Origin of the sequence: Desulfovibrio sp. Huiquan2017 (assembly GCF_017351175.1) — a bacterium.
Taxonomy (GTDB): Bacteria; Desulfobacterota; Desulfovibrionia; order Desulfovibrionales; family Desulfovibrionaceae; genus Pseudodesulfovibrio.
This window is the reverse complement of record NZ_JAFMPN010000009.1, coordinates 101609-124852: the sequence shown is the minus strand read 5'-3', so window position 1 is coordinate 124852 and position 23244 is coordinate 101609. Positions and strand designations below refer to the sequence as shown.

The following is a 23244-nucleotide window of genomic DNA, read 5'->3' as shown; positions in this document are numbered from 1 at the left end:
CGCCCGGCATTTCCGGCGAGGGCGGGAAGAACGGCGACAGTGAACGGCACGCGATGTTTCGCGTGCCGTTTTCGTTTCGGGATGTATTTTGTTGCCTTTTCCCTGCCGAGGCTTCAAGCGCGTTTTTTCGGGGCGTATTGCATCAGGGCGTTGCCCGCGAGGATGAAGGCCAGGCCCGCCACGGTGGCGGGGTGGATGGTTTCGCCCACAAGGAAGTGGATGAAGACTAGGGAGAGGAAGGGGGAGAGAAAAATCAGGTTGGCTACCCGGGCGGTGCCGCCGCCGTCGGGTCCGGCCGCGTACTTCATGGCCGTGAGCCAGAGGGCGAAGGTTATGCCCATCTCGAAGAGCCCCACGTAGGCGGCGGCCAGGAGCGGGCCGATGGCCGGGGTCGGCAGTTCGGAAAAGAGCAGGGTGGCCGCCAGGATCAGCGGGAAGCCGGTCAGGAAGCTCAGGAGCAGTCCGGCCATGGGATTGGCCCGGCTCTTGGTGTTGAATATCCAGTACAGGGCCCAGATGACCGTGCTGGCCAGGGCCAAGGCCACGCCCGGCAGGCTGGAGAAGTGCATCCCGAGCAGGTCGCCCCGGGTGGATATGACCACCACGCCGAGGTAGCTGAGGAGGATGGCTCCCAGATCCTTGCGGGCCAGCTTCTGGCCGAGCAGGGGCACGGACAGCAACGACAGGGTCACGGCCCAGGTGTAGTTGATGGGCTGGGCCTCCTGAGCGGGCAAAAGGTCGTAGGCCTTGAACAGGATGGTGTAATAGAGGCACGGATTGAGCGCGCCGAGCAGGGCGCAGCGCACGGTCTCCCTTCGTCCCAGCCTCGTCAATTCGCCGAGTTTTCCCTGGACGAGCAGGATGCCGGTCAGGGCCGCGATGGAGACGGCGCAGGCGCAGAGCAGGAGTTGCAGTGGGGCCAGGTCGCGCAGAGCGATTTTGAAGGCCGAGGCCACGGTGGACCAGATGGACACCGTGGCCAGGCCGTAGAGCAGGGCTTTTTTGCTGTTGGTCACGTTGGCTAGACGATGACGTGTTTGCGGATGTGGCTGACCACCTCGTCCACGTCGTCGGTGACCATGAACAGGTCGAGATCTTCGGCCTTGCAGAAGCCGTTGGTGACCATCTGGGTGCGGAACCACTCGATGAGCCCGGCCCAGTATTCGGAGCCGAAGAGCACGATGGGGAACGGCTTGATGCGGTGGGTCTGGATGAGCACCAGGGCTTCGGACAGCTCGTCCAGGGTGCCGTAGCCGCCGGGCAGGGCTACGTAGGCCAGGGCGTACTTGATGAACATGAGCTTGCGGATGAAAAAGTAGCGGAATTCGCTCTTGATGTTCAGGTACTGGTTGTTCTTTTGTTCCATGGGCAAATGGATGTGCAGGCCGATGGATTCGCCGTCGTTTTCGAAGGCCCCCTTGTTGCCCGCTTCCATGAGGCCGGGGCCGCCGCCCGTGATGACCGAAAATCCGGCCTGGGACAAGGCCTTGGACAGTTGCTCGGTCTTCTGGTAGAGCGGTTCGCCCGGCTGGACCCGGGCCGAGCCGAACACGGATACGGCGGGGCCGATTTCGGACAGGTTTTCAAACCCGTCGACGATTTCGGACATGATCTTGAAGAGCCGCCAGGATTCGTGGATGGACAGATCGTCGATGAGATATTGCTTGGATCGATGTATCATTGGTTCTCCTGTGCTCCCATGGCAAAGGTTGCCTGAGCACGGTTTATGGGGCATGTAGTCGAAGCGGCGGATGCAGGATTCCGCTGGATGCTTCATTACACTGATTTTGTTCCGTTCGGAAGGGGATTTTAGCTTGCCTTCCGCCCGGAACGCCAATGCGAGGACAACGTATGAAAGTCACCTTCATGGGGGCGGCCCGCACCGTCACCGGTTCCTGTTACATTCTCGAATGCGACGGCAAGCGGTTCGCTGTGGACTGCGGCATGCACCAGGGCAACAGGGAGATCGAGAAACGCAACTGGAACATCGCCGCATACAATCCCAAGAAGCTGGATTTCATTCTGATCACCCACGCGCACATCGATCACACCGGGCTCTTGCCCGCCTTGGTGGCCAAGGGGTACCGCAACCCCATCTACTGCACCGCACCCACCCGCGACCTGCTTGAAATCATGCTCCTGGACTCGGCCCACATCCAAGAGATGGAGGCCGAGTGGGGCAACCGCAAGCAGCGGCGAACCGGCGGGGACATGATTCAGCCGCTGTACACCATCGCCGACGCCGAGCGGACCACACCCCTGTTCGCCACCGTCGAGTACTCCAAGACTTTCGAGCCCATGCCGGGCGTCAAGGTGACCTACAAGGACGCCGGGCACATTCTCGGCTCGGCCTTCATCGAGATCGAATACGAGGAGGACGGCAGGCTTACCAAGGCGGTGTTTTCCGGCGACCTCGGCAGGCCGGAACAGCTCATCGTCAACGACCCGTCCGACATGGAGTGCGCGGACTACCTGTTCATGGAATCCACCTACGGCAACCGCAACCACGTGGATGCCAAGGGCAGCCTGGACGAGTTGGCCGAGGCCATCGCCTATAGCTACGGCAACGGCGAAAAGGTGGTCATTCCGGCCTTTGCCGTGGAACGCTCCCAGCAGATCATCTACTCGCTGTTTTTGCTCAAGAAGCAGGGCAAGCTGCCCGACGACATGCCGGTCTATCTGGACAGCCCGCTGGCCATCCGCGCCACGGAGATATTCCGCAAGCACCCCGAGTATTTCGACGAGGAGACCCAGAAATACATCGCGGCCGGGGAGAATCCCCTGGACCTGCCCAACCTCCATTTCACCCAAACGCGGGAGCAGTCCCAGGCCATCAACGAATCCAAGGGCCCGGCCGTCATCATCTCGGCCAGCGGCATGGCCAACGCGGGCCGGATCAAGCATCACCTCAAGCACAACCTGTGGCGTCCGGGGGCCAGTGTAGTCTTCGTGGGGTGGCAGGGCGTGGGCACTCCGGGCCGAAAGATCGTCAACGGGGCCGACAGGATCACCATTTTCGGCGAAGAGGTTCTGGTCAAGGCCAAGGTCTTCACCATCAACGGCTTTTCGGGCCACGCCGGGCGTGACGAACTCCTGGCCTGGCTCGGCACCATGCAGGGCAAGCCCATCAAGATCCTGCTCGTGCACGGCGAGGCCGACGTCCAGAAGGAATTCGCCAAGCTCATTTCCGACCGTTTCGGGTTCGTGGTGCACATCCCCGAATACAGGGAGGTGCTGGAGCTTGAGCCGGGCAAGGAACTTCATCCCGTGGTGGACCTGGAAGTGGCCCGTCCGCACGTGGATTGGGAATTTCTGCTGGCCGACTCCGAAACCCTGTACCAGGAACTGCGCAACCGCGTTCGCGATGTGGAAAAGCGTCCCTGGGTGGATCAGGCCGAACTGCGCGACAAGCTGCTCGACATCAACCGCAGCATCGTGGAGCTCGTCTCCGAGATGTAGCCGTGCGCATCGTTGGAGGACAATACAAGGGGCGCCGGATATTGACCTGCGAGGGCCCCGGCTACCGACCCGCGACCATGAAGGTGCGCGAGTCCGTCTTTTCCATGCTCATGGCGCGCGGCGTGGACTTCGGTCGGGCGCGGGTCATCGACATGTTCGCCGGGTCCGGCTCTCTGGCGTTGGAATGCCTCAGCCGGGGCGCGCCCATGGCCTGGTTCGTGGAGAAGAGTCCCAAGGCCGCCGCGCTGATCCGTCGCAACCTGGCGGACCTCAAGGTGGACAAACAACATTTCAGGGTGGTCTGCAAGGACCTTTTCGGGGTATTGTCCAAGAGGCCGGACCTGCCTTTCGATCTGGTTTTCATTGACCCGCCCTATGGCCGGGATCTTCTTGTCCCGGCTCTTGAAGCGGCGCTCGAAAACGGTTGGATCGCCCCGGGGGCGCTGGTCCTGGCCGAGGTGGAACATGCCGTCGAAGCGCCGCAGGATGGCCCCGTGGGGGCCTTGGAGTTGCTAACCGACCGCGAATACGGTCAAACCAGGATTTTAATATGGCGAAATTGAACCCGAGGCTGGCCGTCTACCCCGGCACCTTCGACCCTCTGACCATGGGCCATGTGGGCCTGACCCGCCGGGGGCTGAACGTCTTCGACAACATCATCCTCGGCGTGGCTGAAAGCACGCCCAAAAAAACGCTGTTCACCGTGGGTGAGCGTGTGGCCCTGGCCCGGGATGTGTTCCGCGACGAGCCGAGGGTCACTGTGGAGTCCTTTGACTGCCTGCTCATTGATTATGTGGAGAGCCGGGGGGCGGGGTCCATCATGCGCGGCCTGCGTGCGGTTTCGGACTTTGAGTACGAGTTCCAGATGGCGTTGATGAACCGCAAGCTCAGGCACGAAATCGAGACCGTGTTCATGATGACCGATTTCAAGTGGATGTACTTGAGCTCCACCATAGTCAAGGAAGTGGCCCAATTCGGCGGCGACATCCGGGGCCTGGTCCCCGGCCCGGTGGCCACGGCTTTGTCCGTCAAGTACGGCGTCAAGCCCCAGGAGTGGGGACAAAACCACTACATATGAGCCGCCAGCCTCCCATCGTCTGCCTGCTCGGCCCCACGGGCACGGGCAAGACCGCGGCGGCCATCGCCGTGGCCGGGCGCCTTCCCGCAAGCGTCGTCAACTTCGATTCCCGCCAGGTCTATCGCGACTTCCCGGTCATTACGGCCCAGCCCGATGCGGATGAACGTGCGGCCTGCCCGCACCATCTTTACGGTTTCCTGCCCACGGAAGAAAAAATGACCGCCGCGCGGTTCGTGGAACTGGCCGTGGAAAGGATCGAGGCCGTGCGCGCGCTGGGTCGGCTGCCCATCCTCGTGGGCGGCACCGGGCTCTATCTCCGTTCGCTGTTGTCCGGCATTGCGCCCATCCCCGAGATCCCCGGGGATGTCCGCCGCAAGGTCCTGGCCCGTGTCGAGGCCGAAGGGCCGCAGGCCCTGCACGCCGAACTGTCGCGTACCGACCCGGACTACGCGGCCAAGATCCATCCCAACGACACCCAGCGCAATGCCCGGGCCACCGAGGTCTACCTGGCCACGGGCAGGACCATGACCTGGTGGCACACCGAGAGCGAGCATGCCCCGGCCCCTTACGAAGCGCTCAAGGTGGGCATGCGCATGGCCTTGAACGATCTGGAGCCGCACCTGGACCGGCGCATCGACGTCATGCTCGAGCGCGGGGCCTTGGACGAGGCGCGGGCCGCTTTCGCCCGTTGCCCGGATCCGGACGCGCCGGGCTGGACCGGCATCGGCTGCGCCGAACTGCTGGATTTCCTGCGCGGCCAAGCGACCATGGCCGAGGCGCGCGGGCGGTGGGCCAGGAATACTCGGGCCTACGCCAAGCGGCAGCTTACCTGGTTCAACAAGGAAACCGACATCCATTGGTTCGCGCCGGGCGACAACGAAGCCGTGGCCGATTTGGTGGAGAAGTGGATTGCGGAGCGGGACTGATCAGCTTTCGGCCAGAACGGCCAATTGCGTCGGAGTCAGGGCCCAGTTCAGGGTCCCGGCGGGTTTGCCGGGTTCCAGGTTGAGCTGCATGAGCCCGCCGTTTTCCACGCGCACCTCCACGGGGTGGCCCGGCGACAGGATGGCCGAGGCCAGCAAGCCGATGGAAGGCTGGTGTCCAGCGATGAGAATGGAGTCCAACCCGGTGTATTCGCGGATGAACTTGAGTGTTTCCGTTGTAGGGGCCATGGCCTTCACCGCATCCGTGACCACGATACGGTCCACAGGATAGCCGGCTTGCCGGGCCATGATCTCGGCGGTCTGGATGGAGCGGACCTTGGAGCTGGCCGCCACCAGTTCGAAGCGCAGGCCGAGAATGGCCGCCGCCCGGGCGGATTTTTCCACCTGCTCCCGGCCCACGGGGCTCAAAGGTTGGTTCGGGTTGACTTCTTGGGGCAGGCAGGCGCCGTGCTGCATGAGATGGATAAGCATGATTCGCTCCGTGTTGGGGTGCCGTCTTCGGGGATGCTAGCACCGCGTCTCCCCAGCGGCAAGCGGCTTGCGGAAAACCGGCAAGCGCGATACAGGGGGAATGCCTTGGCCATCCCGGCCGCGCGAGGCCTAGAACACTTCAGGACAGTTAATAGATGCCGTTTCGCATATTCGTTCCCATCATTTTGTCATTCCTTGTTTTTTCTTCGCCAGCCCTGGCCTTTGACGGGCTCGTGCAGTCTTTCGGGACTGGCGGGACCATCGCTTGGGGTACCGGCGAATTGATCATGGTCCGCCCGGTGGAGGGCGCGGTCGCGGATGAATCCGACGCTGCCCTGTCGCCTTTGGCCGTACGCAAGGCCGTGGTCCAGGCGCGCAAGGGACTTTTGGACATGGTCCTGTCCGTGCGCATCGACGGCCACCAGACCGTGGGGGCGTTCCTGTCGGGCGACAGCGATCTGGCCGCTCAGGTGCGCGGACTTGTTCAGAACTCCCTGTATCGGGGGCCGGGCCTGTTCGACGCGGCGGGGACGGTGCTTGTTTCCGAAAAGCTGCGCAGCCAACTGGCCGAGTTGATCCTGCCCAACACCATCCAATTCCAAAGCTCCATCCCGCCGAGGCTGTCCACGGCCACGGAGCAGGGCGTGGCGGATACGCCGGACAACGCGCCCGAGGAAGTCGGCAGCGGCACGCGCGGCTATACCGGCGTGGTTATCGACGCGCGCGGGGTCAAGCTCACTCCGGCTCTGGCGCCGGTCGTCTACGACCAGGACGGGGTCGGCGCCTACGGGTATTTCCTGGTCAGCCGGAATAACGTGGTGGACAAGGGCATGGTCGCCTACGCTGTGGACGACAATCCCAAGGTCCTGGCCGAGCGGGTCGGTGATCGGCCGCTCATGGTCCGGGCCCTCGGGGCTTACGGCTCCTGGCGGACGGATGTGATCATCGCCGCCTCGGATGCCCGTTTGGTGCGGGCCGTGGTCAAGGCCGGCCCCATTGCGGAGGGATGCCGGGTGGTCATTCTGGTGGATCGCCCCGAAAAGGAACCGGACAGCGGGGACGCGGCCCAGGCGGCCAAGGGAGCGGGCAATGCGTAGATATTCTTTTCTTTTTCTCATCATGACCTGCTGTCTGTTGACGGCTTGGCCCGCCGTTGCCGGACAGGTCCAGGTCTTCGAACCCTTGGCGGAAAACATGTCCCAGCGCGATTTGCGCGCCAAGGCGCAGGCCCAGGGATTTGCCCAAGCCGTGCTCGAAGAGGCAAAGGTCATGCTCGCGAACAAGCTTTCCGAGGAACGCAGCGCACTGCTCGGCGAATATCTTCTGGGTCATGCCGAGCCGTTCATTCAGGGCTATAAGGTCGTTTCCTCCCAGGACTTCCCCGAAGGGCTGAGCCTGACGCTCGACGTGCGCGTCGATCGCCGTTCCCTGCGCGACAGTTTGGGCGGCATGGGCCTTTTCGCCACCTTGTCGCAGCCCCAGCCCGCCACCGTGGTCTGGCCTGGCGACCTCTCCGACGAGGAGATCCAGGCATTGCAGCATCTCATTAAGCTGACCGGCATCGCGCCCGCGGAAGGGGCCTCGCCGGTTCTCACCCTGGAGCGAGGCAGCGACAAGAATACCTGGAAGTGCCGTTTGTCCTACGACGGGCAGGAATGGCTGGCCGTCAACACGGACATGGCCACTGCCTGGTTCACCCTGTGGCCGCGATTTTTCGACCGGCCCACGGCTCAGGCCGCGCGGACCGGCGGTGAGACCCTGACCGTGTCCGGCTGGTTCTCGCCCGATGGCGTTCTGGAGTTCGACCGCGTGCTTCACGGCTGGGATGCCGCCGTACAGAACGCCCAACTCGTGGATATGGACATGCAGCCCGCCGGGGCCGGGGCCACCTGGACCCTGTCCGTGGTCAATCGCGACCGGTTGGAAATGCTGCTCAACGCCTTTTTGCCTCAGCGCGGTCTGAGTTTTCACCTGACCGCGCCGGGCCAATAGATCGGGACGGAGAAGGGAGGAATCGTGTCGCGGGATGCCATCTGGACTGTTCCGAACATTCTGACCACCGTTCGCATCCTGCTGACGCCGCTTTTTGTCGTGGCCTACGTGGGCGAGAATTTCAACCTTGCCTGGATGCTCTTCGCCGTTGCCGGGTTGACCGACGCCTTTGACGGCTTCCTGGCCCGGGTCTGGGACCAGCGCACCCGGCTTGGGGCCGTGCTGGATCCCCTGGCCGACAAGGTCCTGTTGGTCACTTCGTTTATCTGCCTGGGGGGCAAGGGCTGGATTCCCTTCTGGTTCGTCGTGCTTGTGGTCACCCGCGACGTGATCATCGTCGGCGGCCTGGCTGTGCTCAGTTTTCTGGGGGTGGACGTAAAGAACCGCATCCGGCCCATCGGAATCAGCAAGTTCAACACCGCCGCTCAGATCGTGCTCGTGGTCTCGGTCATGATCCACCGAACCTTCGGGCTCGACTATGGCTACTTCCTCGGCATCCTGGTTACCGTCACCGCCCTGTCCACCATCCTCTCCGGCATCGCCTACGTTCGTCGGGGATTCGAGCTTTTTTCCGAGGAAGCCGAAGGCTAGGGCGGAGACCCCTTTCCTTGGGCTTCCCGGCCCTGCGCTTTTTCTCACGTCCGCGACAGTTGGTATGCCCACTCCGGGGATAGAGTCATCCTCTCCGGGAAAAGACATAGGGGGAATGAAAAGGAATAAATGCCGAAAAAAGCCCGGCTGCGCTGGGCAACCGGGCAAAAATCCTGTCGGAAAATGGGAGAGTGGTTAGCTGTCCTTTTTCTTTTCGTCGTCGGAGGGAGTGGATTTGGGGGTCACGTCGATTTCGTCAGGCTCGCTGGTGGCCTTCTTGAAATTGCTGATGGCCTTGCCGATGCCGCCGCCGATTTCCGGCAGTTTCTTCGCGCCGAAAATGACCAATACAATCACGAGAATGATCAAGAGTTCCCAAACACCGAATCCGCCAATCATAAACAGCCTCCAATTGGGTGAATGTCTTCACCATAATTTGTGTTAGTGGCTATACACCCGCCACCATGCCCAGTCAAGGACGGCTGATCATTTCCCTGGTTCGGTCCAGGCACGGTTTTCGCCCGGTTGGGGCGGGAAAAGGGCGGTTTGACTTTACAATTGAATGCTCGGGCCTTACATCATCCCCATCGGCACAGGATGACGGGTCGGCTTCGGCCGTCGACGTTTCCCAATGCATTGAACCAAGGGTAGGAATGGGCACCATTTCACGGTTGCCGGGCACGGAATGCCGGCACCACGTCAACGGCCGCTGTCTGTACGAAGAGTGGCTCAACCCCGGATACACGAAGTCATGGCGCTGCCAGGTTACGGCCCGGTGGGAGTCTTCCTTTGACGATTTTCTGCGCCGCGCCGAGTATTTCGGCGTGGAGGAGGATGCGGTTCCTGACCTCTGGGGGATGCAGTTCCAGCGTCTGGCCCGCGATACCTTCCACTGCGGGATGTACGCCTACCGCCCTGGAGCGGTTGCGCCGGGGTGCGGGCACCATCTGGACGGGGTTTGCGTCATGGGACTGCCCCGATGCGACGGACGGTGCCGCCATTTCGATCCGAACAGCGACGAATAGACCAAGGAGAAAGCGCATGCTGCTGGCATTTCCCTACATGCACCCCGAATTGTGGTCCGGCGACGACCTTGAGGGGCTGACCTTTTTCGATCCCGGCCTGACCGACGAGCCGGATCCCCACGCTTTCCGGCCCGAGGAACTCCCACTTGATCCCAAGACGGCCCAGGCGTTGATCAACGACTCCGTCAGATTTGGCGAACAATTCAAGGACCCCGGCGAGATGGCCTATTTCGGGGCCGTCACCGCCGACGATTTCTACGAGGGCTCTTCCATGTCCATCCAGGCCCAACTGTCGCGTCAGTTCGACGACGGGCAGGGCACCAAACAGGCCCGCGAAGCCCGCGAGGCCCGATCCAAGGCCCAGTTTGTGCTGCTTCTGGCCTGGTTCTTTGAGGAGCGCATCCTGGAACTGGCCGGGCTGGAAGGGGGTATCCGCGACGGATGGGAGGCCATGGACCAGTCCATCGGCGTGGACGAAGAGGACAGCCTGGGCGAACGGGAGACCGTTCTGGGCGACACTTTGAGCCATACCGGAGGTACCTCCGACGGTCAGGAGGTTCGGTTGCCCTGGCAGCGGGTGGTCGAATCCCTGCCTGCGTTTCTGCCTGCGGACACGGAGCTGGTCTGCGCCGACCCCGAGATATTCGAGGTCTGGGAGGAGTTCGGCCTTGTGTTTGAGGACGGTGAGGACGGCCTGTCCAGGGCAACGGCTCCCGCCTGGAAGTTCGGTTGCCGCCGCAGGGCCCCCGAGGGCATGCCCGCCGCGTTGAAGGACCTGACCGTCGCAATCCTCAAATAGCTTTCGGAGAAGACGCATGGCGACAGCCAATCCGTTGATGAACCCCCGCCTTGTCGAGGGGGTCAAGACCGTTGTTTTTGACAACGACGGCGTGCTGATTGATTCCTTTGAAGCCAACATGGTTTACTACGGCACCATCCGCAAGGAACTGGGCATGCCGCCCCTGAGCGACGCGGAACGGTACTTTGTGCATACGCGCACCCACGAAGAGGCCTTGCGCCATATTGTGCCCGAGAACAAGCTTGCGCGGGCCTTCGCCATCGGCCGGACCATGAATCAGGCCTCCCTGGCGCCGTACTTCAAGCGTTCGGACGGTATCCGTGAGTTCCTGTGGTGGCTGCGCTCGGCCGGATTCGGACTTGCCGTGAACACCAGCCGGGGCACGTCCATGAATCTGGTCCTCAAGCTCATGGATCTGGAAGGATTCTTCCACCCGATCATCACTTCCTGCGTGGTCAGCAAGCCCAAGCCCCACCCCGAGGGGTTGTTCCGGATTATGCAGGAGCACGGCGTGCGTCCGGACGAAGTGGCCTACATCGGGGATTCCGTGGTGGACCAATTGGCGGCACGGGCCGCCGGGGTGCGTTTCTGGGCCTACCGGGACCCGTCCATGGAGGCCGAGGTGCATGTGGAGAATTTCTGGGCCATCCGGGCAGTCATGCAGCGCTGCTACAAAGGATGCGCTCCCGCGTTTTAGGACTTGATTCTTGCATTCCCGTGTGCGAAATTACCAACATTGATACTAATCGCCGGCGCCTTGCGCCGCGCCGACTGGAGGCCTCATGGACTTGATTGTCCAAGCAATCGCTACCGTTCTCGACATTGTCCTTTCCGCCTACTTTTGGGTCGTCATCATCTCCGCTCTCCTTTCCTGGGTGAACCCGGACCCGTACAATCCCATTGTGCGTTTCCTGCGTGGCATCACGGAACCGGTCTTCTACAAAATTCGCAGTTGGATTCCCTTCGCCGTTGTCGGCGGTTTCGACCTTTCGCCCATCGTGGTTCTGCTGGCCATCAAGGTCTGCCAGATCGTGATTGTGGGGAATCTCTTGCGGTTGGCCTATTCCATGGGCTCCGGCATGCCCATGTAGCCCTTTGACCAAGGAGGACCGAGGTGACCGTTTCCAAAATCGATTTGCTCAACAAGCAGTTTTCGCGCAGCCTGCTCGGCTATTCGCGTCTGGAAGTTGACCAGTTCATGCTCGAACTGGCCGAAGTCCTGGGCGACGCGGCCGATGTGCAGAAGGGCATGCGCAAGAAGATCAAGCGGTTGGAAAGCGCGCTCAAGGAATACCGACAGCGCGACGAGACCCTTCGGGACACGCTCATGTCCACCCAGAAGATGGTAGACGACCTCAAGGTGGCTGCCGGGCGCGAAGCCCAGCTCATCCTGGACGAGGCCCGCGCCAAGGCGGACGATACCGTGCGCAAGGGCCACAACCGTCTGGCGCAGATCCACGAGGAAATCGAATCCCTGAAGCGGACCCGCACCCAGTTCGAGGTCCAGCTCAAGGGTATGCTCAACGCGCATCTGGAGATGCTTGAGCGTAGCGACCCCGAACGGGACAAGGTCGAGGAGATCGAGTCCAAGCTCAAATACCTGAAAAAGGCTGAGTAGGGGGCGCGTATTTCTCGGCCGGTGTTCGTTTCCGAACTGGAGTCGGGGTGGTCCCTCGACATCTGGGCCCAGCCGGGTGCCAGGAAGGACGAGGTTGCCGGCGAGTACCAGGGGTGTCTGAAAATTCGACTCAGGGCCCCGGCGGTGGACAACAAAGCCAACAAGGGGTTGGTCGCGTACATCGCCCGTTTGTTGCGGTTGAAAAAAAGCCAGGTGGAAATCGTGTCCGGTCATGCCAGCCGGAAGAAACACTTGGCACTTAATACTGCGGATGAGCCGGACTGGGGAAGTCTTCTTTCAGGCAACGCACCGCAATAACCTGTAAAAAGGAGCAGCACATGGAAGCCAAAGACCTTGAACTCATTGAGAAGTACGGGGCCGAGGATACGGAACTCAAGGCTCTGTGGGATCAACATACCAATTACGAAAAAATGTTGGATAAGCTTGAAGGCAAGTCCTACCTCTCTCCCACGGAAATGCAGGAAATGAAGGAACTCAAGAAGAAGAAGCTGGCGGGCAAGACCACCCTGTCGACGCTGCTCGACAAATACCGCCAACTGGAGGCGTAGTGATGAAATTGACCGGGGCCCAGATCCTGCTCAAGTGTCTGGAAGAGGAAGGTGTTGATGTCATGTTCGGTTTCCCCGGGGGAGCCGTGATCGACATTTATGACGAGATTCCCAAATCGTCCGTGGAGCACATTCTAGTGCGCCACGAGCAGGGCGCCATTCACGCCGCCGACGGTTACGCCCGGGCCACTGGCCGGGTAGGGGTATGCCTAGTCACCTCCGGCCCCGGTGCGACCAATACCGTAACCGGTATCGCCACGGCCTACGCCGATTCGATTCCGGTCGTCATTTTCACCGGTCAGGTGCCCCGGGCCCTGATCGGCAATGACGCCTTCCAGGAAGTGGACATCGTCGGCATCACCCGGCCATGCACCAAGCACAACTATTTGGTCCATGACATCAAGGACCTGGCGCGGATCATCAAGCAGGCCTTCTACCTGGCCCGCACAGGGCGTCCCGGTCCGGTCCTGGTGGACCTGCCCAAGGACATCCAGCAGCAGGTCGCCGAATTCAAGTATCCCGAAGAAGTGTCCATGCGCAGCTACAAGCCGACCAAGAAACCGCACATCGGCCAGATCCGCAAGGTGGTCAAGCTGCTCCAGAAGGCCAAACGTCCGCTGATCTACTCCGGCGGCGGGGTGATCACCTCCGGCTCCCATCAGGAGCTGACCTGGCTGGGACAGACGTTGAATATCCCGGTGACGTCCACCCTCATGGGGCTGGGCGCGTTCCCGGGCGACGATCCGCTGTTCCTGGGCATGCTCGGCATGCACGGCACCTTTGCCGCCAATATGGCGGTGAACAATTGCGATCTGCTTTTGGCCGTGGGCGCGCGCTTCGACGACCGCGTCACCGGCAAGGTCGATACCTTCGCGGCCAATGCGACCATCGTGCACATCGATGTGGACCCGACCTCCATCCAGAAGAACGTCTCGGTCCAGGTTCCCCTGGTGGCGGACTGCAAGCTCGCCCTGGCCGCGCTTAAAGCCGAGACCGAGGGCACGCTGGACGAGTTCGACTGGGTCGCCGACCACAAGCCGTGGGTGGACAAGGTCCAAGGGTGGGCCAAGGAACACCCGTTGACCTACAAAGACGACACCGACGGCATCAAGCCGCAGTATGTAGTCGAGAAAATTCATGAAATCACCAAAGGTGACGCTATCATCGCCACCGAGGTGGGCCAGAATCAGATGTGGGCGGCCCAGTTCTACAAATACAACCGGCCCAACACGTTGCTGACCTCCGGCGGCCTGGGGACCATGGGCTATGGCTTCCCGGCAGCCATGGGCGCCCAGCGCGCCTTCCCGGACAAGCTGGTCATCGACATCGCGGGCGACGGCTCCATACAGATGTGCATTCAGGAGATGATGACCGTGGTCTGCAACAAGTTGCCGGTCAAGATCGTCATCCTGAACAACGGTTATCTCGGCATGGTCCGGCAGTGGCAGGAGCTGTTCTACGACAAGAACTATTGCGCCACCTGCATGGACGCCCAGCCCGACTTCGTCAAGCTGGCCGAAGCCTACGGGGCCGCCGGATTCCGGGTAACCGAGAAGAAGGACGTGGAAAAGACCCTGCGCGAAGCCTTCAAGCTGGACAAGCCGGTTATCGTGGACATCCGCGTGGAAAAGGAAGAAAACGTTTATCCCATGGTCCCGGCCGGAGCGTCGCTGACCGAGATGCTGTTGGTGTAGGAGACCGTGATGAGCAAGCACACTCTTTCCGTAATGGTCGAGAACGAACCGGGCGTCCTGTCCCGCGTGGCCGGGCTTTTTTCCGGCCGCGGCTTCAACATCTACTCCCTGAACGTGGCCCCCACCTTGGAGGCGGGCGTCTCCCTCATGACCATCGTGGCCGAGGGCGACGATGCCATCGTCGAGCAGATCGTCAAGCAGTTGCGTAAGCTGGTACCCACCATCAAAGTCAAGGATCTCACCGAACTGAAGTCCGTGGACCGTGAAATGGTCCTGCTCAAGGTCAATGCCGAGGATTCAAAACGCGCAGAGATCCTGCGTATTGTTGACATCTTCAGGTGCAAGGTTGTAGACGTGAGCGTCGATGAGTTGACCATTGAGGTTACGGGCGACCAGGGCAAGATTGGCGCACTCGTCAATCTGCTCACCCGTTTCGGCATCAAGGAGATCGCCCGCACGGGCAACGTCGCCATGCGGCGTTCCATGCAGACCGACCTATAATTTGCAATCAGGCGAGTCCCCGGGCCAGGAGTGCGCTCCTCGCCCGGCTTTTTCGCATGTTCATATAATTCAAGCCGTTCTGTCCCAAGTGGGGCAAACAATATCGAGGAGAAACTCCCATGAAAGTGTATTACGAGAAAGATGCGGACCTGGGCCTTTTGAAAGACAAAACCGTGGCCGTGATCGGTTACGGCAGCCAGGGCCATGCCCATGCGCAGAACCTGCGTGATTCGGGCGTCAACGTCATCGTGGCCCAGCGTCCCGGTGGTCCCAACTATGATCTGGCCAAGGAACACGGCTTTGAGCCCATGTCCGTGGCCGACGCCTCCAAGCAGGCCGACATGATCATGATTCTGCTGCCCGACCAGTATCAGGCCGCAGTCTTCAAGAACGAAATTCTCCCGTACCTCGAGGAAGGCAACATCATCGCCTTCGGTCACGGCTTCAACGTCCATTTCCAGCAGATCACCCCGCCCAAGGGTGTGGACTGCGTCATGATCGCCCCCAAGGGGCCCGGTCACCTGGTGCGCCGCACCTACACCGAGGGCGGCGGCGTGCCCTGCCTCGTGGCTGTGGAGGCCGATGCCTCCGGCAAGGCCACCGAGATCGCCCTGGCCTACGCCAAGGGTATCGGCGGCGCCCGTTCCGGCGTAATCAAGACCACCTTCAAGGAAGAGACCGAAACCGACCTGTTCGGCGAACAAGCCGTGCTCTGCGGCGGTCTGACCGCCCTGTGCAAGGCCGGATTCGATACTCTGGTCGAAGCCGGTTACCAGCCCGAGATGGCCTACTTCGAGTGCATGCACGAGCTTAAGCTGATCATCGACCTCATGTACGAGGGCGGCCTGTCCAACATGCGCTACTCCATCTCCGATACCGCCGAGTACGGCGATTACGTCACCGGCCCGCGGATCATCACCGATGAGACCCGCGCGGAAATGCGTCGCGTGCTCAAGGACATCCAGTCCGGCAAGTTCGCCCGCGATTTCATCCTGGACAACCAGGCCGGTCAGGTGGGCCTCAAGACCATGCGCCGCATTGAAGCCGAGACCCAGATTGAGGAAGTCGGCGGCCGTCTGCGCAAGATGATGAGCTGGCTGAAGAAGTAAGCTCGTCTGCCAAGGCTATTCAAGGGCGGTCCTGTCGGGACCGCCCTTTTTTTGGGCGGAATTCAGACCGTTCCCTGTTGTGGGCGGGAAGCTGTGCGGCGGAGAGAGCGGGCCCAAGTCGCAACCTCGCAGAGGGAGAACCCTGTCCTGGACGGCTTTAGGCGGAATCTCCTGCTTCCCGACGCGAGAAGCGGCTTTCCATATTTGATTCTTTTCTTCAGGGGCGAAAGGGGGCAACCGGCATCCGATTCCATCGGGGAGGAGTGCGGAAACGTCCCGGCGGAATTTTTCCCCTCGGGGCGGCCACGGAAACATGGTTTGGCGCCTGTCATTTTTATTGAGTAAATATAGGCTGTTGAATGGTGGCGGCGAAACGGCTCCCCCGAGGCGGCGGCAGACGATTTCGCAGCCCGGAAACCGGGTGCGTAATTGTCACAATTCTTCCGGCGTATTTCGCTTGACCCATGGGGCAATGGTGCATACTGCTCACTCTCTGATTTTCATTTTGAGGGTGAGACTATGACGCTGGATGTCCTTTTTCTCGGGCTGGTCATCTTCCTGTTGGAGGTGATGGCCCTGACCATCGGTACCGTGCGAACCATCGTGACCATGCTCGGCGAGTCGCGTGCGGCCTTTTACCTGGGCTGCCTGGAGATGACCCTGTGGGTTTTCGGAACCTCGGCGGTCATGACCAAAGTCGGTGACGCGCCTGTGCTCGGACTGTTCTATGCCGTGGGATTCGCCACGGGCAATGTGGTAGGCATCCTGGCCGAGAAGAAGCTGGCCCTGGGCAACGTGGTGATCCGCTTGATCAGCGCCCTCAAGGGGGTGGAAATTGCCCACGCCCTGCGCCGGGCCGGGTTCATGGTTACCACTGTGGCCGGGGAGGGCTCCGACGGCCCGGTCACGGTCCAATTCGTGGTCTGCAAACGCAAGGACATGAAGCTTGTCCTGTCCGAGGCCCACGCGATTGATCGCGACCTCTTCTACACCTTCGAGACCGCGGGCGGGGCCAGTGAAGTGGCGAGCCCCTCCACCAGTCGCATGGACAAGTTCCTGCGTCCCCTTCGGCGGCTGGTGCCGCAGTTCTGATTCCGTCCGGTCAGCGGACGGGAGCGCCGTCGCGATGCCGGTGCAGGGCCGCGCCCAGGGCGCCCATGTGGTCCGGGTCGTTCGGCACGAGGATGTCCTTGCCGACCTCGCCACCCACGCTTTGGGCCAGCAGGTCGAGCACGCACGGGTTGTTGGCCACGCCGCCGGTGAAGACCAGGGGGAAATTGAGGCCCACCCGCCGCAGCATGTTGGTCGTGCGTTTGACGATGGCCTTGTGCAGGCCGAGGGCGATAGCCTCGGGCCGCTCACCGCGCGCCATGAGCGAGGTGGCCTCGGTCTCGGCGAAGACCGTGCAGATTGAACTGATTTCCGGCGGGTTCTCGCCTTTCATGGCGTAGGGCCCGAAGTCCTCCACCGGGATTTGGAAGACCCCGGCCGTGTATTCCAGGAATTTGCCCGTTCCGGCCGCGCAGCGGTCATTCATTTCGAACTTCAAAACCTTCCCGTTCACCAGGGACATGGCCTTGGTGTCCTGCCCGCCGATGTCGAGCACGGTCCTGGCCTCGGGGAAGCGATATGCCGCGCCCAGAGCGTGAGCCTTGATCTCGGTGATGGTCGAATACTCGCAGTCCAACTCCAGGCGCTGGATAAGATTGCGCCCGTAGCCGGTCCCGACCAAGGAGGTGGGGTGCAATCCATCCAGCAGCCTGAAGCATTGGGCTACGGGGTCGAAGGTGGTGGGCAGCTTCCGCGACTCCGCCACCTCCCCGTTTACCAGGATGACCAGTTCGATGGAACGTGATCCTATGTCCAGGCCCGCTATCATGCAAGGGTCTCCACGAACGCCTCGATGCGTGTCTTGAGCTGTTCCACGTCCTCCATGGAGTAATCGGTTTCGATGGAGAGCATGGGGATGCCTTCGGCCTGCAACGCCTTGTCTACCTTGAGGGATTCGTGGGTATAGGGCTGGCAGAAGAGCAGGCTGTAGTGGATCACGCCGTCGGCCTTGAGGTCCTTGGCCAGAGCGGTGATGTTGTCGAGCCGCTCCTGGTTGGGGGTGAAGCAGGCGCAGTCGATTTTCATGTAGCGATCGGCGATGGCGTCGATCATCGCTTCGAGCGTGTCGCCCGATTCATCAACCAAATCCCGTGAATTGCGGGTGCCGATACACGATTCCTCGCCCACGATGACCGCGCCGGAGCTTTCCACCACGTAGGGCAGCTTCCAGTTGGGCACGGCCATGGGACAGCCCGAGAGCAGGAGCCGGGGGGTGTCCGACGGGGTTACGCCGTCGCCCGCCGCGATGCGCACTTCCAATTCATCGCACAGTTCGTTGATTTTGGCCGTGAACCTGATGGGGTCGTCATAGAAGCTGATCTGGTTGATCAGCAGGGCGTCGCGCCCGGATATGGGAGCCGGGGAGGCCGCGCGCAGCCTGGTCAGCCGTTGCAGGGCCCGCCGTTTCTCGTTGACGATTCTGATCCCTTCCTTGAGCTTTTCAGCGGTGATGGTCCGGCCGGTCAATTCCTCTACGGCCTTCATGTAGCGGATCACCTCGGACCTCCACAGGGCGTGGGCGGCCTCGGACTTGGTCTGCGGCACTTCCATGACATAGGTGGGGGCGATCTCGTTGAAAGCCTCGTAGGCCTTCTTTTTGCCGTCGCAGGTGGTCTCACCCACGATCATATCCGAGGATTCGATGTATGGACACAGCTTGGCCATCTTGAAGCCGATGAACGATTTGATCAGCGCACAGGTATTGCGCGGGACCAACTGTTCGGCCAGTTCGCTGCCCGCCTCGGCCCCGGCGCACAAGCCCACATGCACGGCGTCGGCGGCCAGGGTGATTTCCTCGGGCACGAATACGCAGAAGGAACCGACCACCTTGCGGCCCGTGGCTTTGGCATCCTGGATTTCCTTGATGCGCAGTCCGTGTACCTCGGACAGAACGAAGTCCAAATATTCAGCGCCCTTGAGCCTGTTGTCCTGGGACAGGTAGATATCTCCATAGAATTTGCCGAGCACTTCGAGCAGGCCGTCGTGCGCTTCGAGATCCATATTCAGTTTTTCCCACATGGCATGATGCGTGTTGTCGGACATAGATACCCTCCCTATGGACAGGATGTTAATGATAGGTTGATTCGATATCGATGGGATCAATTAATTGCCAGTATAAATTTCTATTGATGAAAAGGATATGGAAACAGGGAAATCCTCTTTACAACGGTTCGGCACTGGTTTTTTCGATTGAGTTCAAAAATGTTGTCAATTCGTAACCTTCCGTATTCGTATGGGAAAAAGTGCCAGTCTCAAAAAACGTCATTCACCGAGGCAGGATGATTTTAAAAAAATGATATGATTACAACAAGTTGTTTTTGCTTTGGTGTCGGATTGTTGTGTAGTCGCGCAGATGTTGTGGGGAGGCTGCGAGTCCCATAGAACACATTTATGTCTAAGTAGGCATAATAAATTGCGAGGATGCTCCATGACCCGTTGTTCATTCGAGATCGGCAAATCCGGCATCCCGGCCCTGTGCGGCGTCCGGGCTGGCAAAGATTCCATGGCTTGGGCGCGGTCCGGCGTGGAATGCCGACGGGTGCAGGGGATTCCCGCCATGCCTGCGGGGAGGTAGACCATGCTGGATGCGAGAACGACCAAACAGGTGAGCGGCAAGAGCAACCCCACTATGCGCATGCACCTGTGGTTTGAGACCGAAGAGGGCGTCCTTTTCGGCTTGGGCCGGTTACAGTTGTTGAAATGTGTGGAGGAGCGCGGTTCCCTCAAGGCGGCAGCCGAGGCTTTGGGCATGTCCTACCGCGGCGCCTGGGGCAAAATCAAGACCACCGAGGAATTGATCGGCCACAAACTCATAGAGCGGGCCTCCAGCCGACGGGCCGGTTATCACTTGACCGACTTCGGGAAGTCCATCGCCCAGAGCTATGACCGGTGGTACCGGGAGGTGGAGTCCTTCGCACTTTCCAAGAGTCACGAATTCTTACCTTTCTCTCTTGATAAATATAAGTGATCCGTTGGCGTGTTTTGCAATGTGTTAAATATAACACATTGAATTTATTGAACTTTATGGTATTGTTAGGGAACCTGGATATTTTGTCCAGGCAAACAACGGCCGGACCGGTTCAAGGCGTCCGGCATACATCAAGGAGGCCATAGGTATGAAACTCGACCGCCGAAGCTTCATGAAGCTCGCAGGCTCCGGAGCGGCGTGTCTCACCCTCGGGCAACTCGGCGTCAGCCTGACGCCGATCAAGGCCTACGCGGCGGAGATCAAGATCTCCGGCGCCAAAGAGGTCGTGACGGTCTGTCCGTTCTGTTCGGTGAGCTGCCACATCATCGGTTACGTCAAGGACGGAAAGCTGGTCAACGCCGAGGGCGACCCGGACTACCCGATCAACGAGGGTGCGTTGTGCGCCAAGGGCGCGGCCATGTTCACCATGACCACCAGCCATCACCGGCTGCAAAAGCCCCTGTACCGCGCTCCCTACAGCGACAAGTGGGAAGAGAAGAACTGGGACTGGATGCTGGACCGCATCGCGCGCCGCATCAAGGACACTCGCGACAAGGACCTCATCCTCAAGGATGATAAGGGCAAAACCGTCAACCGTCTCGAATCCATGTTCCTGCTGGGCACTTCCCACGCGGGCAACGAGGAATGTGCCATTGCCCACCAGGCGATGCGCGGCCTGGGTGTCGTCCATATGGACCACCAGGCTCGTATTTGACACAGCGCCACTGTTGCGGCTCTGGGAGAGTCGTTCGGACGCGGCGCGATGACCAATCACTGGATCGACATCAAAAATGCCGACTCCATCCTTATCATGGGCAGTAATGCTGCCGAACACCATCCGATTTCCTTCAAGTGGGTCTTGCAGGCCAAGGACAAGGGAGCCACGGTAATGCACGTGGACCCGAAGTTCTCCCGCACGTCCGCCAGGTCGGATTTCCATGTCCCCCTGCGGTCCGGTACGGACATTGCCTTTTTGGGCGGCATGATCAAGTACATCGTGGATAACGAGAAGTACTTCCACGAATACGTGGCCGAATACACCAACGCGGCCCTGGTCGTGGGCAAGGACTACGGGTTCAAGGACGGCCTCTTCTCCGGCTACGACCCGAAGACCCGATCCTACGACAAGAGCAAGTGGGGCTTCGAAGTGGACAAGAACGGCGTCCCCGTGCGTGACGCCAGCCTGAAGAACCCCCGTTGCGTGTTCCAACTGCTCAAGGAACATTATTCCCGTTACGACCTGGATACCGTCTCGGCGACCACCGGCGTGTCCAAGGAAAACCTGCTCAAGGTTTACGAGGCCTTCGCGGCCACCGGCAAACCGGACAAGGCCGGGACCGTCATGTATGCCCTGGGTTGGACCCAGCACACCGTGGGTGTGCAGAACATCCGCTCGGCGGGCATCNCAAGGTTTACGAGGCCTTCGCGGCCACCGGCAAACCGGACAAGGCCGGGACCGTCATGTATGCCCTGGGTTGGACCCAGCACACCGTGGGTGTGCAGAACATCCGCTCGGCGGGCATCATCCAGCTTCTGCTGGGCAACATCGGCGTGGCCGGCGGCGGCATCAACGCCCTGCGCGGCGAGCCCAACGTCCAGGGGTCCACGGACCACACCCTGCTATACCACATCATCCCGGGTTACATGGCCATGCCGCACAACGGCTGGCAGACCTACGACGAGTACATCAAGGCCAACACCCCGGTGAGCAACGATCCGCAGTCCGCCAACTGGTGGCAGCACAAGCCCAAGTACTTCGCCAGCCTGCTCAAGGCCTGGTACGGCGATCACGCCACCAAGGAAAATGGCTTCTGCTATGAACTGCTGCCCAAGATCGAGAAGGGCGAGGACTATTCCTACCTCTACCTCTTCGACCGCATGTATCAGGGCAAGATCCGGGGCGGCATCATCATCGGTCTGAACCCGATGAACTCGGTGCCCAACACTAACAAGCTGCGCAAGGCCCTGGACAACCTGGATTGGCTGGTCACTTCCGAACTGCACCACTCCGAGACCACGGACAACTGGCATCGTCCCGACGTGGACCCGAAGAAGGTCAAGACCGAGGTCTTCCTCCTGCCTTCGGCCCACCGGCTGGAGAAGGGCGGTTCGGTGACCAATTCCGGCCGCTGGCTGCTCTGGCACTATCAGGTGATCAAGCCCGCCTACGAAGCCCGGTCCTTCGGCGACATGTTCTGCGGCTTCATGTCCCGGGTGAGAAAGCTGTACGAGAAGGAGGGCGGCACGCTGCCAGAGGCCGTGACTTGGCTTGACTACCCCGAGACCTATGACTCGGATGATCTGTGCCAGCGCATCAACGGCCGTTTCACCGTGGACAGCAAGGTCGGCGACAAACAATACAAGAAGGGCCAGCAGGTGCCTTCGTTCACCGCGCTCAAGGACGACGGCTCGACCATGAGCCTGAACTGGTTGTACGCGGGCAGCTACACCGAGGAGGACGGCAACAAGGCCAAGCGCCGCTCCACCAAGCAGACCGAGATGCAGGCCAACATCGGCCTGTTCCCCAACTGGTCCTGGTGCTGGCCCGTCAACCGCCGCATCCTGTACAACCGCGCTTCCGTGGACCTGAACGGCAAGCCGTACAACCCGGCCAAGGCGGTCATCGAGTGGAAGGACGGCAAGTGGGTCGGCGACGTGCCCGACGGCGGCTGGCCGCCCATGGCCACCGGCAAGGGCAAGTATCCGTTCATCATGTCCAAGCACGGTTTCGGCCAGATCTACGGCCCCGGCCGTCAGGACGGTCCGTTCTCCGAGCACTACGAGCCGGTGGAGACGCCGGTGAACAAGAACCTGTTCTCCGGGCAGCTCAGCAGCCCGGTGTACAAGTTCGTCGCCTCCAATATGGACAAGCTGGCCAAGCCCGCCGATCCCGCGTATCCGATCGTGCTGACCACCTACAGCCTGACCGAGCACTGGTGCGGTGGCGGCGAGACCCGCAACATCCCCAACCTGCTCGAAGCCGAGCCGCAGCTCTACGTGGAGATGAGCCCGGAACTGGCGCAGGAGAAGGGCATCAACAATGGTGACGGCGTGGTCGTGGAGTCCATCCGCGGCCGGGTCGAAGCCATTGCCATGGTCACGGTCCGCATGCGCCCGCTCAAGGTGCACGGCCGGATCATTCATGAGATAGGCATGCCGTTCTGCTTCGGCTGGACGACGCCCGGGACCGGTGATTCGACCAACAGGCTCACGCCGTCCGTTGGCGACCCGAACACCACCATTCCGGAATTCAAGGCTTGTTGCGTGAACATCCGCAAGGCGGACAAGCTCACCGAGCTGGCAACCTAAGGAGGAA

27 protein-coding genes and 1 pseudogene are annotated in these 23244 nt (G+C 60.9%); 22 read left to right on the top strand and 6 right to left on the bottom strand.

Annotated features, from left to right (window positions below):
* Positions 1-113 precede the first annotated feature (113 nt).
* Complete coding sequence (locus tag J0909_RS09155; protein WP_207262246.1) at positions 114-1016, bottom strand: DMT family transporter; 903 nt, start codon at positions 1014-1016, stop codon at positions 114-116.
* Between the two features lie 5 nt (positions 1017-1021).
* Complete coding sequence (locus J0909_RS09150; RefSeq protein WP_207262245.1) at positions 1022-1681, bottom strand: LOG family protein; 660 nt, start codon at positions 1679-1681, stop codon at positions 1022-1024.
* A gap of 170 nt (positions 1682-1851) precedes the next feature.
* Here J0909_RS09150 and J0909_RS09145 point away from each other — a divergent pair, with 170 nt between their 5' ends.
* The 4 genes from J0909_RS09145 to miaA are packed head-to-tail and all read left to right on the top strand — an operon-like array spanning position 1852 to position 5463.
* Positions 1852-3459, top strand: a complete 1608-nt coding sequence (locus tag J0909_RS09145; protein ID WP_207262244.1) for an MBL fold metallo-hydrolase RNA specificity domain-containing protein — start codon at positions 1852-1854, stop codon at positions 3457-3459.
* 2 nt (positions 3460-3461) lie between these two features.
* Positions 3462-4022: a 16S rRNA (guanine(966)-N(2))-methyltransferase RsmD gene (gene rsmD, locus J0909_RS09140; protein WP_207262243.1), complete on the top strand. Its 561-nt coding sequence runs from the start codon at positions 3462-3464 to the stop codon at positions 4020-4022.
* A complete protein-coding gene (coaD, locus tag J0909_RS09135; protein WP_207262242.1) occupies positions 4010-4537 on the top strand; it encodes a pantetheine-phosphate adenylyltransferase in 528 nt (175 codons plus the stop codon). The genes rsmD and coaD overlap by 13 nt, the downstream gene beginning before the upstream one ends.
* Positions 4534-5463 (top strand): tRNA (adenosine(37)-N6)-dimethylallyltransferase MiaA, encoded by a 930-nt coding sequence (miaA, locus tag J0909_RS09130; protein WP_207262241.1) that lies wholly within the window; start codon positions 4534-4536, stop codon positions 5461-5463. Before coaD ends, miaA begins: the two co-directional genes overlap by 4 nt.
* Here the strand turns inward: miaA and J0909_RS09125 are convergent, their stop codons facing one another.
* Entirely contained in the window at positions 5464-5952 is a 489-nt protein-coding gene (locus J0909_RS09125) for a SixA phosphatase family protein (RefSeq protein ID WP_207262240.1), read from the bottom strand.
* A gap of 155 nt (positions 5953-6107) precedes the next feature.
* On the opposite strand from J0909_RS09125, the gene J0909_RS09120 reads away from it, so the two are divergent.
* The 3 genes from J0909_RS09120 to J0909_RS09110 are packed head-to-tail and all read left to right on the top strand — an operon-like array spanning position 6108 to position 8535.
* A complete protein-coding gene (locus J0909_RS09120) occupies positions 6108-7049 on the top strand; it encodes a TP0624 family protein (protein WP_207262239.1) in 942 nt (313 codons plus the stop codon).
* Positions 7042-7944, top strand: coding sequence for a hypothetical protein (locus tag J0909_RS09115; RefSeq protein WP_207262237.1), 903 nt, complete (start codon positions 7042-7044; stop codon positions 7942-7944). The genes J0909_RS09120 and J0909_RS09115 overlap by 8 nt, the downstream gene beginning before the upstream one ends.
* A gap of 24 nt (positions 7945-7968) precedes the next feature.
* Positions 7969-8535: a CDP-alcohol phosphatidyltransferase family protein gene (locus J0909_RS09110; protein WP_207262236.1), complete on the top strand. Its 567-nt coding sequence runs from the start codon at positions 7969-7971 to the stop codon at positions 8533-8535.
* 195 nt (positions 8536-8730) lie between these two features.
* Here J0909_RS09110 and J0909_RS09105 read toward each other — a convergent pair whose 3' ends face one another.
* The gene (locus J0909_RS09105; protein ID WP_207262235.1) at positions 8731-8934 is read right to left on the bottom strand and encodes a twin-arginine translocase TatA/TatE family subunit; all 204 of its coding nucleotides are present in this window, start codon (positions 8932-8934) and stop codon (positions 8731-8733) included.
* A gap of 254 nt (positions 8935-9188) precedes the next feature.
* Between J0909_RS09105 and J0909_RS09100 the strand changes: the two genes are divergently transcribed.
* From J0909_RS09100 to J0909_RS09050, 11 genes are all read left to right on the top strand, one after another.
* Positions 9189-9560 (top strand): hypothetical protein, encoded by a 372-nt coding sequence (locus tag J0909_RS09100; RefSeq protein ID WP_207262234.1) that lies wholly within the window; start codon positions 9189-9191, stop codon positions 9558-9560.
* A 16-nt stretch (positions 9561-9576) separates the two neighbouring features.
* Positions 9577-10359 carry a hypothetical protein gene (locus tag J0909_RS09095; RefSeq protein WP_207262233.1) on the top strand — a complete coding sequence of 261 codons (783 nt, stop codon included), beginning with the start codon at positions 9577-9579 and terminating at the stop codon, positions 10357-10359.
* Positions 10360-10375: 16 nt separating this feature from the next.
* Complete coding sequence (locus J0909_RS09090) at positions 10376-11056, top strand: HAD family hydrolase (protein WP_207262232.1); 681 nt, start codon at positions 10376-10378, stop codon at positions 11054-11056.
* Between the two features lie 85 nt (positions 11057-11141).
* The gene (locus tag J0909_RS09085; protein ID WP_207262231.1) at positions 11142-11450 is read left to right on the top strand and encodes a YggT family protein; all 309 of its coding nucleotides are present in this window, start codon (positions 11142-11144) and stop codon (positions 11448-11450) included.
* A 23-nt stretch (positions 11451-11473) separates the two neighbouring features.
* Positions 11474-11977 (top strand): DivIVA domain-containing protein, encoded by a 504-nt coding sequence (locus J0909_RS09080; protein WP_207262230.1) that lies wholly within the window; start codon positions 11474-11476, stop codon positions 11975-11977.
* Between the two features lie 21 nt (positions 11978-11998).
* Complete coding sequence (locus J0909_RS09075) at positions 11999-12295, top strand: DUF167 domain-containing protein (protein WP_207262229.1); 297 nt, start codon at positions 11999-12001, stop codon at positions 12293-12295.
* Between the two features lie 20 nt (positions 12296-12315).
* Complete coding sequence (locus tag J0909_RS09070) at positions 12316-12546, top strand: DUF465 domain-containing protein (protein ID WP_207262228.1); 231 nt, start codon at positions 12316-12318, stop codon at positions 12544-12546.
* 2 nt (positions 12547-12548) lie between these two features.
* Positions 12549-14240 (top strand): biosynthetic-type acetolactate synthase large subunit, encoded by a 1692-nt coding sequence (gene ilvB / locus J0909_RS09065; protein ID WP_207262345.1) that lies wholly within the window; start codon positions 12549-12551, stop codon positions 14238-14240.
* 9 nt (positions 14241-14249) lie between these two features.
* The gene (gene ilvN, locus J0909_RS09060; protein ID WP_207262226.1) at positions 14250-14741 is read left to right on the top strand and encodes an acetolactate synthase small subunit; all 492 of its coding nucleotides are present in this window, start codon (positions 14250-14252) and stop codon (positions 14739-14741) included.
* Between the two features lie 119 nt (positions 14742-14860).
* A complete protein-coding gene (gene ilvC / locus J0909_RS09055) occupies positions 14861-15850 on the top strand; it encodes a ketol-acid reductoisomerase (protein ID WP_207262220.1) in 990 nt (329 codons plus the stop codon).
* A gap of 519 nt (positions 15851-16369) precedes the next feature.
* Complete coding sequence (locus J0909_RS09050) at positions 16370-16942, top strand: DUF2179 domain-containing protein (RefSeq protein ID WP_207262219.1); 573 nt, start codon at positions 16370-16372, stop codon at positions 16940-16942.
* Positions 16943-16952: 10 nt separating this feature from the next.
* Here J0909_RS09050 and J0909_RS09045 read toward each other — a convergent pair whose 3' ends face one another.
* Positions 16953-17729 (bottom strand): acyl-CoA dehydratase activase, encoded by a 777-nt coding sequence (locus J0909_RS09045; protein ID WP_207262218.1) that lies wholly within the window; start codon positions 17727-17729, stop codon positions 16953-16955.
* A complete protein-coding gene (locus tag J0909_RS09040; protein ID WP_207262217.1) occupies positions 17726-19003 on the bottom strand; it encodes a double-cubane-cluster-containing anaerobic reductase in 1278 nt (425 codons plus the stop codon). Before J0909_RS09040 ends, J0909_RS09045 begins: the two co-directional genes overlap by 4 nt.
* A gap of 385 nt (positions 19004-19388) precedes the next feature.
* On the opposite strand from J0909_RS09040, the gene J0909_RS09035 reads away from it, so the two are divergent.
* The 4 genes and pseudogenes from J0909_RS09035 to J0909_RS09020 all read left to right on the top strand — a co-directional run bounded on the left by J0909_RS09035 (position 19389) and on the right by J0909_RS09020 (position 23237).
* Positions 19389-19535, top strand: coding sequence for a hypothetical protein (locus tag J0909_RS09035; protein ID WP_207262215.1), 147 nt, complete (start codon positions 19389-19391; stop codon positions 19533-19535).
* 3 nt (positions 19536-19538) lie between these two features.
* Positions 19539-19928, top strand: a complete 390-nt coding sequence (locus J0909_RS09030) for a winged helix-turn-helix domain-containing protein (RefSeq protein ID WP_207262213.1) — start codon at positions 19539-19541, stop codon at positions 19926-19928.
* Between the two features lie 148 nt (positions 19929-20076).
* Positions 20077-21321, top strand: a pseudogene (locus J0909_RS09025) (molybdopterin-dependent oxidoreductase); the annotation flags it as partial.
* Positions 21285-23237 carry a molybdopterin dinucleotide binding domain-containing protein gene (locus J0909_RS09020; protein ID WP_502757438.1) on the top strand — a complete coding sequence of 651 codons (1953 nt, stop codon included), beginning with the start codon at positions 21285-21287 and terminating at the stop codon, positions 23235-23237. The pseudogene J0909_RS09025 and the gene J0909_RS09020, both read left to right, overlap by 37 nt.
* Positions 23238-23244: the final 7 nt, after the last annotated feature.

What these genes read in the sequence shown, in the direction of transcription:
- J0909_RS09150 (WP_207262245.1), bottom strand. Translation starts at nt 1,681, where the DNA reads ATGATACATCGATCCAAGCAATATCTCATCGACGATCTGTCCATCCAC.
- ilvB (WP_207262345.1), top strand. Translation starts at nt 12,549, where the DNA reads ATGAAATTGACCGGGGCCCAGATCCTGCTCAAGTGTCTGGAAGAGGAA.
- J0909_RS09045 (WP_207262218.1), bottom strand. Translation starts at nt 17,729, where the DNA reads ATGATAGCGGGCCTGGACATAGGATCACGTTCCATCGAACTGGTCATC.
- J0909_RS09050 (WP_207262219.1), top strand. Translation starts at nt 16,370, where the DNA reads ATGACGCTGGATGTCCTTTTTCTCGGGCTGGTCATCTTCCTGTTGGAG.
- J0909_RS09035 (WP_207262215.1), top strand. Translation starts at nt 19,389, where the DNA reads ATGACCCGTTGTTCATTCGAGATCGGCAAATCCGGCATCCCGGCCCTG.
- J0909_RS09030 (WP_207262213.1), top strand. Translation starts at nt 19,539, where the DNA reads ATGCTGGATGCGAGAACGACCAAACAGGTGAGCGGCAAGAGCAACCCC.
- J0909_RS09095 (WP_207262233.1), top strand. Translation starts at nt 9,577, where the DNA reads ATGCTGCTGGCATTTCCCTACATGCACCCCGAATTGTGGTCCGGCGAC.
- J0909_RS09105 (WP_207262235.1), bottom strand. Translation starts at nt 8,934, where the DNA reads ATGATTGGCGGATTCGGTGTTTGGGAACTCTTGATCATTCTCGTGATT.
- miaA (WP_207262241.1), top strand. Translation starts at nt 4,534, where the DNA reads ATGAGCCGCCAGCCTCCCATCGTCTGCCTGCTCGGCCCCACGGGCACG.
- J0909_RS09145 (WP_207262244.1), top strand. Translation starts at nt 1,852, where the DNA reads ATGAAAGTCACCTTCATGGGGGCGGCCCGCACCGTCACCGGTTCCTGT.
- J0909_RS09090 (WP_207262232.1), top strand. Translation starts at nt 10,376, where the DNA reads ATGGCGACAGCCAATCCGTTGATGAACCCCCGCCTTGTCGAGGGGGTC.
- J0909_RS09070 (WP_207262228.1), top strand. Translation starts at nt 12,316, where the DNA reads ATGGAAGCCAAAGACCTTGAACTCATTGAGAAGTACGGGGCCGAGGAT.
- J0909_RS09120 (WP_207262239.1), top strand. Translation starts at nt 6,108, where the DNA reads ATGCCGTTTCGCATATTCGTTCCCATCATTTTGTCATTCCTTGTTTTT.
- J0909_RS09100 (WP_207262234.1), top strand. Translation starts at nt 9,189, where the DNA reads ATGGGCACCATTTCACGGTTGCCGGGCACGGAATGCCGGCACCACGTC.
- ilvN (WP_207262226.1), top strand. Translation starts at nt 14,250, where the DNA reads ATGAGCAAGCACACTCTTTCCGTAATGGTCGAGAACGAACCGGGCGTC.
- J0909_RS09085 (WP_207262231.1), top strand. Translation starts at nt 11,142, where the DNA reads ATGGACTTGATTGTCCAAGCAATCGCTACCGTTCTCGACATTGTCCTT.
- coaD (WP_207262242.1), top strand. Translation starts at nt 4,010, where the DNA reads ATGGCGAAATTGAACCCGAGGCTGGCCGTCTACCCCGGCACCTTCGAC.
- J0909_RS09115 (WP_207262237.1), top strand. Translation starts at nt 7,042, where the DNA reads ATGCGTAGATATTCTTTTCTTTTTCTCATCATGACCTGCTGTCTGTTG.
- J0909_RS09040 (WP_207262217.1), bottom strand. Translation starts at nt 19,003, where the DNA reads ATGTCCGACAACACGCATCATGCCATGTGGGAAAAACTGAATATGGAT.
- J0909_RS09125 (WP_207262240.1), bottom strand. Translation starts at nt 5,952, where the DNA reads ATGCTTATCCATCTCATGCAGCACGGCGCCTGCCTGCCCCAAGAAGTC.
- ilvC (WP_207262220.1), top strand. Translation starts at nt 14,861, where the DNA reads ATGAAAGTGTATTACGAGAAAGATGCGGACCTGGGCCTTTTGAAAGAC.